The following is a 6,000-nucleotide window of genomic DNA, read 5'->3' as shown; positions in this document are numbered from 1 at the left end:
GGTGCCGGGGTGTCAGGGGATGCGGCGCAGGGTGGACTCCGCCCGCGCTGCGCCGACGCGCGCCCACAGGTGGATATGGCCGGTGGCCATGAGTCGAGCACCGCATAGCGCGGCGCTGGTCAGAACGATGCCTCCGGCGGGGGATCGGCCTGCACCGGGATGGAGGGGGCGCCGTTTCCGCCCGCGGGTCCGTAGTGGCGTGCGCGGGGTGCTCCCATCCCGTACGCCATCGACCCAGGCAGAGCCGAGCAGACGCGGCCCATGGCGTCCAGGTCGTTCGTACAGTGGCGCGCTCCACCTGGACGCCATGAACCACGCCCGCTCCACGGAGTGTGGGTCGACGGCGTACGGGATGGGAGCTGGGTAGAGTGGTGGGCTGTTCTGTGTCCGGCACGGCAAACTTGCCCCCGGGAGCAAGCACGTCACAACTACTCCCCGTCTGGGAGCACCCTCTCCAGCGCATTCCACAGCTCAAGGCGTCGGCCCTGGTCGACTAGGTTCACCTTCCTGGCGTTCCAGACGAAAACGAACCGGCCCCTCTCCATCGCGTCGCCGGTCTTCCTCATCTCAATCGCCCAGCGCTCGGCGACGCCCGTTCCCCAGAACCTGTAGATCGACACAGTGTCCGTGGTGATCAGCTGCAGACAGTCGTCAGGGCTCGGCTTTTTGCCCGCGGCTTTGTCGGAGCAGGAGGCCGTGTTGTCAGTCGGGTTGCCGAGGGTGGTGACGCCGAGTTCGTCGGCGAGCTTGGCGGCGACCTGCCAGGCGTTGAGGGTGCCGGGCGCGACCCATCTCTTGGTCGGAGAGTGCTTGGGCGCGGCGGGTTCATCGGACGAGCCGGGGCTGGAGCAGGCGGTGAGCGCCAGCGCGGCGGCCGCTATGAGTGCGGCGCCGGTGGTACGGGTGCTCATGGTCCCCCCCTTGGACGTGCGTGCCTGAGAGGCCATCATGCGTCATATTCGCGTGAAGGCATTGTCTCCGGATCGATGTGCGCCGAGTGAGAAGAGGTGCATGAGGGCCGTGGACCAGAAGCTGTCCGTGCCATACCCGTGCCAGATCCAGCAGGGAGTCACGGGGAACGGCGGTGGCCGGCGGATGGGTAACCCCGATCCGCCCACGTGGACAGTTCGCAGTTCAGAGCAGCACTCGCCTCACCTCGCTCCTAAAGCGGTGGTCCGAGTCAAGAGAGTGCCCGCGGCATTGTGCCCGTGGATGAGCGCTGAGATCATTACGGCGAGTGCCTAGGAGAAGGCGCCGGGGAGGGTCGTGTGTCGTCCGTCGTTCTTGTGATCACTCTCGTGATGGCGTTGATACTGGGCGTGACCGGCGTATGGGCCACGACCGCTGGGCACATCGCACTCCCTTGGGTACGCAAGGGAGTGAAACTGCCTCGCGTATGGGGTGCTGGGGCGTTGCTGATCGCGGCGAGCCTTACGGCGGCGTGGCTGGTGCCCTTCCGTGGCCAGAGCCTGCTCATGCTGGCTGGTCTCGTGCTGATTTGGCGGGCCCAGGGCTGGCGGCATAGGGAGACGTCCCGGGGGACTGATCTGTCAAGAGCAGTGCTGCCACCTGACACCAACGGCTGACACCAACAGCGGCGAACACGACCGCACGAGAGCGGCCCTCAGCGGTCGGTGGACCGCTGTAGGGCTGGGGTCCCTCCAGCCCTCAGGTCTTCCGTGATCGACCTGAGAAGGATGACGTACGACCGCAAAGTCTGTGTCCAGCGCGAGCATCGTCCGAACCGATGGACGGTGCCCGCCGGCCTGACTCACCTGTTGAGACCGCCAACCTCGGCCGCCTGAAATGATCTCGCTGTGGCCGAATACACGATCAGCACCGCCAGTGGAGACGACTGGCCTGTCTTGCCGCGCGATGACTTCCCAGCCGTCCTTCAACCCCGATCGTTCGCCTGTAACGCCATCGAGGGTGATGGCGATCACTCCTTCCGCACAGGCAACACCACGGTGTCGGCATCGTGGGAGCTTGCGGGCACCTGGTACGTGCACGTAGACGGCGCACCATCCCTTGACGCCGCGGACGCGATCGTCGCGGAGATGGCTCTGCAACTCGGCGACGCGACCGGCATGACGGCGAACTACTACCGGATCACCGACTAGGCGGGGCTTCTCTGTGACCAATCCTCTGACACCCCAGGATCGCATCGCCGATCGCGAGGCCCTGTGCGCCTTCCTGGCGCGACTTCGAGCCGACTACGAGAGTGGAGCCGATTGGGAGAACGGGACGCTGGACGCCTTCCTGGAGGCTCTGGAGGCCTGGATCTCGTCAGCGCCAGGCTGGTACGCCAACCACAAGCAGGTACTACCGGCCGAGGGCGACTGGACGTTCTTCGCGCGAGCCCTCACCGCCGCACGGCACTACGAGTGACCACGTGCCCCCCGCGTGCCCGATGAGAGGGCAAGTGGCGGGGAACAGCGGGGAACTCTGGCAACTACCCCGAGAACGCACGGGTCAACGTCCCGCCAGGTCAGCGCCCACCCGCATACGCGATCTTCCAAACTAGCTACGCGGGTTCGATTCCCGTCGCCCGCTCTGTTTGACGAAGGCCCAGGTCAGAGGGTGTTTTCCTCTCCCTGGGCCTTCGGCCGTTCCCGGGCCCTTCGCCGGACCTACACCCTGTAGTTGGTAGAGCTGAAGTGGAGATCGCGGTCCGCCTCGTAGGAGACGGAGCTGTACCGGTCGGAGTAGGGCGAGGAGATCGGGGTGGACTGGAATTCGACGTCCCCGCCTCCGACCGGATCGAGCCCGGGGGACGGCGTGGCCTGCGCAGTGCCGGCGGCGGACAGGGCGGCCAGGGTCAGGAGAATCGCAGCAGTGACGTGCTTGGCGTTGATCACGGCCTGCCGAACGACGAAGGACACGCCGGGTCACGCCGTTCCAGTCGAATGCCTGACCGTGCTGTGCCGCCTCAGCCAGGCGAGTACTTCCTCGGGGTGCCGGTCGGGCGGGAAGACCGGGTAGAAAGTGTGCTCGATCACTCCGTTGCCGATCACGAGAGTGAACCGGCGCAGCAGGGTCTGTCCGGCGGCTTCGAAGGTGGGGAGCCGGAGAGCCCTGGTGAGTTCCAGGGCCGCATCGCTGAGCAACGGGTAGGGCAGGTGGAGCCGCTGGACGGCTTCCTGCTGGTAAGCGGTGTCCTGGGTGGACAGTCCCATGACCTCGGCGCCGGCGGCCCGCAGGTCTTCGGCGAGGTCACGGAACGCACACGACTCCGGCGTGCATCCACGTGCGCCCGGGATGAGGTCCCAGTCCGCGACGAGCGGATCTTCGCCCGGGCGTCCGGTCCGGGGGTATGCGAAGAGGACCAGTCGCCTGCCTTCCCCTGCCGCCTGGTCGACCCTGACCATGCGGCCGTCCGTCGCAGGCAGGCTCAGCGCAGGCATCGCGGTACCCGGCAGGCCCGCGCATGCCCCGTCGTCGGCGGGTGCCGGCAGGTCCGGAGGAAGATGAGTTGGATCATGAGACATGAACCCATGCTAGGGACGACCCCGGCGTTTCACAGGGTTCGGATGTTCACGCTGTAGATCTCGCGGATGCCGCAGGGAACGTAGAGGGCGTCACCCACGAGGAGCGGGGTCGCGCCGGCGGCGGCGATGAAGGGGTCGCCCGCGGAGCCGCGGCCGGGGAGGCTGTGGACCTCCTTGCCGGTGCGGCGGTCCAGGGCGGCCAGCCGGCCGCCCGGAGAGGCGACGAAGACGTACCGGTCGGAGACGACCGGCGGGCCGGGGCGTTCGACCGAGGAGCGGGTGTCCCACAGGGTGCGGCCGGTGGCCGGGTCCACGGCGCGGACCTCGCCGCTGTTGAAGGTGAGGTAGAGCGTGCCCCGGGCCAGCACGGGTGTGCCGGACGCGGACACCGAGCGGGCCAGCGGGACGACGTGCGGCGCGTGGTCGTCCGCGTCCAGCAGGGTGATGCGGCGGTAACCGGTGACCGAGGTGTCGTCCGACGCGCCGTCCGGGGACGGGACCAGGACCAGGCGGCCGTCGGCGGCCCGGCCGGCGAGGGTGAGGATGCCGTCCACCCTGGCGGTCCAGCGGGGGCGGCCGTCGGCGGGGGCGAGCTGGGCGATCGTGGTGTGCGCGCCCTTCGCGTCGGAGCAGACGAGATAGCCGAGGCCGGCCACCGCGTGGAGCCCGCAGCTGTCCCGGGCGGGCAGGGTGCGCTTCCAGCGGGGTGTGCCGTCGGCGGTGCGCAGCAGGGAGTACGTTCCGCCGTCCTTGCCGTAGGTGACGATCGGTCCGTCCGCCGTGACCGCCACCGTGCCGTCCGCCCTGGAGGGCTCCACTTCGCCGATGTCCCGCTTCCAGCGGACCTCGCCGGTGCGGGCGTCGACAGCCTCGAAGACGAAGTGGCTGGTGTCGGCGTTGCGGGCCGAGCTGTCCGCGACGGAGTAGACGTCGTGGCCGTGGGTGCCGAGGACACCGCTCTCGGGGAAGGTGCCGCCGCTGCCGTTGTCCGGGTCGGGGTGGTCGGCCTTCGGGAGGGTCCACTGGACCTTGCCCGTGGCCAGCGTGAAGCGGACGGCCTTGATGCCGTCACCGGCACAGATCAGTCCGCCGTCGCGCGCGGTGCACGTCGCGAAGCTTCCCATGGGGCTGGTCTTCTCGTCGGTCTCCCGGGTCTGCCAGGCCCGCCACCCCGCCGGAAGATCGCCCTGTGCACCGGCTCCTCCGCCCGTCAGCCGCAGGGCCACGGCGGAGGCCGCCACGGCGAGGACGAGAACGCCCGCGGCCAGGACCGCCCAGAGTCTGCGGCGCCGCCCGCGCGGGCGTGCGGGCTCGGTGTCCGGCTCTTCTTGCTGCTCCGGGCGCTCCGGGCGCGGGTCGGGCAGGCGGCCCTCGCGCAGCAGGGTGAGGAGTTCGTCGGGGGTCGCGCGTGACTTGGGGTGTTTCTCCAGACAGAGGCGGATGAGCGGGAGCAGGTCCTCGGGGAGGCCGTCGAGGTCGGGCTCGCCCTCGACGACCTTCGTGGCCGTCTCCCAGGGGTTCGCGCTGTCGAAGGGGCCGTGCCGGGTGGCGGCGTACACGAGGACCGCGCCGAGGGAGAAGATGTCGGCGGCCGGGCCGACCTCGTGCGGGGAGGAGAACTGCTCGGGCGACATGAAGGGCGGGGTGCCCATCACCCGGCCGGTCTGGGTGAGAGCGTCGGCCGCCGCGGACTCGGCGGCGCGGGAGATGCCGAAGTCGATGACGCGGGGGCCGTCCTCGGCGAGCATCACGTTGGCCGGTTTCAGGTCCCGGTGGACCACGCCGGCGCGGTGGATGTCGCGCAGGGCCTCGGCGAGGCCGGCGGCGAGTTCGCGCAGCCGGTCGGGCGGCAGCGGGCCGTGGCGGCGGACGTGGGTGCCGAGGTCCTCGCCGGGGATGTAGAGCGTGGCCATCCAGGGGCTCGGCGCATCGGCGTCGGCGTCCACCACGGGGGCCGTGAAGGCACCGCTGACCTGGCGGGCGGCGGCCACCTCGCGGCGGAAGCGGGTACGGAACTCGTCGTCGTCGGCGTACTGACCGTGGACGACCTTCACGGCGAGCCGGCGGCCGGAGGCGGAGCGGGCGAGATAGACCACGCCCATGCCGCCGCTGCCGAGACGGTCCTCGATCCGGTAGCCGCCCACATCCCGCGGATCCGAGTCGCGCAGCGCCATCCCCGTACGTCCCCCCGTTGTTTCAGTTGTCCAGCCCTGCCGGCCCGCCCCGCCGGAGTCAGAACCTGATCGTGTTGATGGTCTCCGCTATCGAGTTCAGGAACCGGTTGATGGACGGTGCCATACCGGTCGAGGCGAGGAAGAAACCGAAGAGTACGGCAACGATGGCCGGCCCCGCCTTGATGTTCCCCCCTCGAATCAGCACTACCAGGATGATCGCCAACAGCAGCACCACGGACAGTGAAATGGCCACAACTGATCACACCCTCGGTCGGTCCGCTCTCCCGGCCCGGGGTACGACCCCGCACCCCCGCCAGAACCATCGTGCCACCAACCCG

The 6,000-nt window shown here is 69.4% G+C and carries 7 protein-coding genes; 2 read left to right on the top strand and 5 right to left on the bottom strand.

Annotated features, from left to right (window positions below):
* Window positions 1–428 precede the first annotated feature (428 nt).
* Window positions 429–911, bottom strand: coding sequence for a hypothetical protein (locus ABZ471_RS38380; protein WP_359073238.1), 483 nt, complete (start codon window positions 909–911; stop codon window positions 429–431).
* A 906-nt stretch (window positions 912–1,817) separates the two neighbouring features.
* Here ABZ471_RS38380 and ABZ471_RS38375 point away from each other — a divergent pair.
* Together ABZ471_RS38375 and ABZ471_RS38370 are read left to right on the top strand one after the other, a co-directional pair.
* Entirely contained in the window at window positions 1,818–2,120 is a 303-nt protein-coding gene (locus tag ABZ471_RS38375) for a hypothetical protein (protein ID WP_359073237.1), read from the top strand.
* A gap of 13 nt (window positions 2,121–2,133) precedes the next feature.
* Window positions 2,134–2,388 carry a hypothetical protein gene (locus ABZ471_RS38370; RefSeq protein WP_359073235.1) on the top strand — a complete coding sequence of 85 codons (255 nt, stop codon included), beginning with the start codon at window positions 2,134–2,136 and terminating at the stop codon, window positions 2,386–2,388.
* 242 nt (window positions 2,389–2,630) lie between these two features.
* Here ABZ471_RS38370 and ABZ471_RS38365 read toward each other — a convergent pair whose 3' ends face one another.
* From ABZ471_RS38365 to ABZ471_RS38350, 4 genes are read right to left on the bottom strand one after another with little or no spacing between them, the layout of a single operon-like run.
* Window positions 2,631–2,882: a hypothetical protein gene (locus tag ABZ471_RS38365; protein WP_359073234.1), complete on the bottom strand. Its 252-nt coding sequence runs from the start codon at window positions 2,880–2,882 to the stop codon at window positions 2,631–2,633.
* Window positions 2,883–2,888: 6 nt separating this feature from the next.
* Window positions 2,889–3,488 (bottom strand): peroxiredoxin, encoded by a 600-nt coding sequence (locus tag ABZ471_RS38360; protein ID WP_359073232.1) that lies wholly within the window; start codon window positions 3,486–3,488, stop codon window positions 2,889–2,891.
* A 29-nt stretch (window positions 3,489–3,517) separates the two neighbouring features.
* Complete coding sequence (locus tag ABZ471_RS38355; RefSeq protein ID WP_359073230.1) at window positions 3,518–5,662, bottom strand: serine/threonine-protein kinase; 2,145 nt, start codon at window positions 5,660–5,662, stop codon at window positions 3,518–3,520.
* Window positions 5,663–5,720: 58 nt separating this feature from the next.
* On the bottom strand, window positions 5,721–5,915 hold the full coding sequence (locus ABZ471_RS38350; RefSeq protein WP_359073229.1) for a hypothetical protein: 195 nt from the start codon (window positions 5,913–5,915) through the stop codon (window positions 5,721–5,723).
* Window positions 5,916–6,000 lie beyond the last annotated feature (85 nt).

This window comes from Streptomyces sp. NPDC005728, from assembly GCF_040630895.1.
Lineage (GTDB): Bacteria > Actinomycetota > Actinomycetes > Streptomycetales > Streptomycetaceae > Streptomyces.
Note: the sequence above shows the minus strand (reverse complement) of the source record. Positions and strands in the feature narration are given on the sequence as shown.

What these genes read in the sequence shown, in the direction of transcription:
- ABZ471_RS38380 (WP_359073238.1), bottom strand. Translation starts at nt 911, where the DNA reads ATGAGCACCCGTACCACCGGCGCCGCACTCATAGCGGCCGCCGCGCTG.
- ABZ471_RS38360 (WP_359073232.1), bottom strand. Translation starts at nt 3,488, where the DNA reads ATGTCTCATGATCCAACTCATCTTCCTCCGGACCTGCCGGCACCCGCC.
- ABZ471_RS38355 (WP_359073230.1), bottom strand. Translation starts at nt 5,662, where the DNA reads ATGGCGCTGCGCGACTCGGATCCGCGGGATGTGGGCGGCTACCGGATC.